Here is a 2,279-nt window from a genome sequence, read left to right as displayed (position 1 = left end):
TGTGTACACCGTCCATTGTGGGAGCGAGCCTGCTCGCGAAGGGGCCTTCACATTCAACCAACAATTCGGCCCTTTCCCCGCTACCCGCCTTATGGCAATTTGCACGCCCTTATCGAGGCCGGACACCATGGCAAATCCCTACCGCGAGCTGTTCAATGCCCCAGGCAGCCGAGCTTTCGTGCTGGCTGGCATGATCGCGCGCATGCCGATTTCCATGACCGGAATCGGCCTGATCACCATGCTTTCGCAGTTGCAGGGCGGCTACGGCCTGGCGGGGGCTGTGGCGGCGACTTTTGCCTTGGCCACGGCGTTTTGTGCGCCGCAGGTGTCGCGGCTGGTGGACCGTTTCGGTCAGCGGCGGATTCTGCCGGTGTCCGCCCTGGTCGGGGGCGGGGCGTTATTGCTGGTGTTGCTCTGCACCCGTTTGCAGGCGCCGCAATGGACGCTGTTCGTGTTCGCTGCGTTGGCCGGTTGCATGCCGAGCATGTCGGCGATGGTGCGGGCGCGCTGGACCGAGGTGTATCGCGGCCAGCCGCAACTGCAAACGGCCTATGCCCTGGAGTCGGTGCTGGACGAAGTCTGCTTTATCGTCGGGCCGCCGTTGTCGGTGGGCCTGTGTGTGGTGGCGTTCCCCGAGGCAGGGCCGTTGGCGGCGTTGCTGATGCTGGCCATCGGCGTCACGGCGTTTGTCTTGCAACGCAGCACCGAACCTGCGGTACATCCCCATGAAGCCCATCATTTCGGCTCGATCATCCGTTCCGTGGACATCCAGTGGCTGATGCTGTTGATGGTCGCCATGGGCACCATCGTCGGCGTGATCGATGTGGTCAGCGTCGCGTTCGCCCAGCATCAGGGCCAGCCGGCGGCGGCAAGTATTGTGCTGTCGGTGTATGCCATCGGTTCGTGCCTGGCCGGGCTGGCCTTCGGTGCGCTGCGCTCGAAAGTGCCGCTGCCACGGCTGTTTCTCTACGGCGGGGTGGCGACGGCGGTGACGACCTTGCCGCTGCTGCTGGCGGTGAACATTCTCGGGTTGTCGCTGGCGGTGTTCGTCGCCGGATTGTTTTTTGCCCCGACCCTGATTGTTGCGATGGCCCTGGTGGAGCAGATCGTGCCGCCGGCCAAGCTCACCGAAGGCCTGACCTGGCTAGTCACCGGATTGAGCATCGGCGTGGCGATCGGCGCCGCCAGTTCCGGCTGGCTGGTGGATGCGTTCGGGGCGCGCAGCGGGTTTTGGGTGGCGATTGCAGCCGGGGCAGTCGTACTGGGTTCAGCGGTGCAAAGCTATCGCCATCTGAAATGATGATTTAACTGTGGGAGCGAGCCTGCTCGCGAAAGCGGTCTTCCCATCCACTGATGTGTTGAATGTCACGCCACCTTCGCGAGCAAGCTCGCTCCCAAAGGGTTATCTGTACGACTAATTCTCTTCGGCACTCATCCGTTCTCTTAGCAGACAACTTTTCGAGGTAAGCCCGGTGACCCAGCTGACATTGCTGTGCCTGCCCTATTCGGGCGCGAGCGCCATGGTCTACAGCCGCTGGCGGAGCAAACTGCCGCAGTGGCTGAAAGTGCAACCGGTGGAGCTGCCGGGGCGGGGCGCACGGTATGGCGAGCCGTTGCACACCGACATGCGGCGGCTGGCGCTGCAATTGGCGCAGGAACAAAAGAACACGCTCAAGGCGCCTTACGCGCTGTTCGGCCACAGCCTCGGCGCGTTGCTGGCTTGTGAAATGGCCCATGCGTTTCGCTCGCTCGGTTGCCCTGAGCCGGTAGCCCTGTTCGCCTCCGGCACTGCGGCGCCAACCCTGCGTGCCGACTACGACCGTGGTTTTGCCGAGCCCAAGACCGATGCCGAATTGATCGAGCAACTGCGCACGCTCAACGGCACCAGCGAAGAAGTGCTGGCCAACGAAGAGCTGATGAGCCTGACACTGCCGATCCTGCGTGCCGATTTCCAGTTGTGCGGACGTTTCGAGCCGCTGCAGCGGCCACTGCTCAAGTGCCCGGTGCACGTGCTTGGCGGCAAGACCGACCGGGCCACCACTGAACAACTGATCGGCTGGAGCAAGGAAACCCGTGGCAGTTTCTCCGTGGACATGCTCGCCGGCGGGCATTTCTTCATCCATGAGCATGAGGCCAAGGTGCTCAAGGTGATCAAGGATCAGCTTGAGGTTCATCATCGGCGGCATGGGCTGATGGCGCTCAGCTGACTTCCACATCACTCAATCCCTGTGGGAGCGAGCCTGCTCGCGAAGGCGGTCCTTCATTCAACATTGATGTTG

At 62.7% G+C, this 2,279-nt stretch carries 2 protein-coding genes; both read left to right on the top strand.

Features of this window, described 5'->3' with window-relative positions; genetic code table 11:
• The first annotated feature begins 127 nt into the window (after positions 1–127).
• Positions 128–1,300, top strand: a complete 1,173-nt coding sequence (locus ACW9HW_RS29875; RefSeq protein ID WP_095197362.1) for an MFS transporter — start codon at positions 128–130, stop codon at positions 1,298–1,300.
• Between the two features lie 172 nt (positions 1,301–1,472).
• The gene (locus ACW9HW_RS29870) at positions 1,473–2,207 is read left to right on the top strand and encodes a thioesterase II family protein (RefSeq protein ID WP_457402922.1); all 735 of its coding nucleotides are present in this window, start codon (positions 1,473–1,475) and stop codon (positions 2,205–2,207) included.
• The last annotated feature ends 72 nt before the right edge of the window (positions 2,208–2,279 follow it).

Source organism: Pseudomonas sp. SDO5532_S415, from assembly GCF_054071155.1.
Note: the sequence above shows the minus strand (reverse complement) of the source record. Positions and strands in the feature narration are given on the sequence as shown.

What these genes read in the sequence shown, in the direction of transcription:
- ACW9HW_RS29875 (WP_095197362.1), top strand. Translation starts at nt 128, where the DNA reads ATGGCAAATCCCTACCGCGAGCTGTTCAATGCCCCAGGCAGCCGAGCT.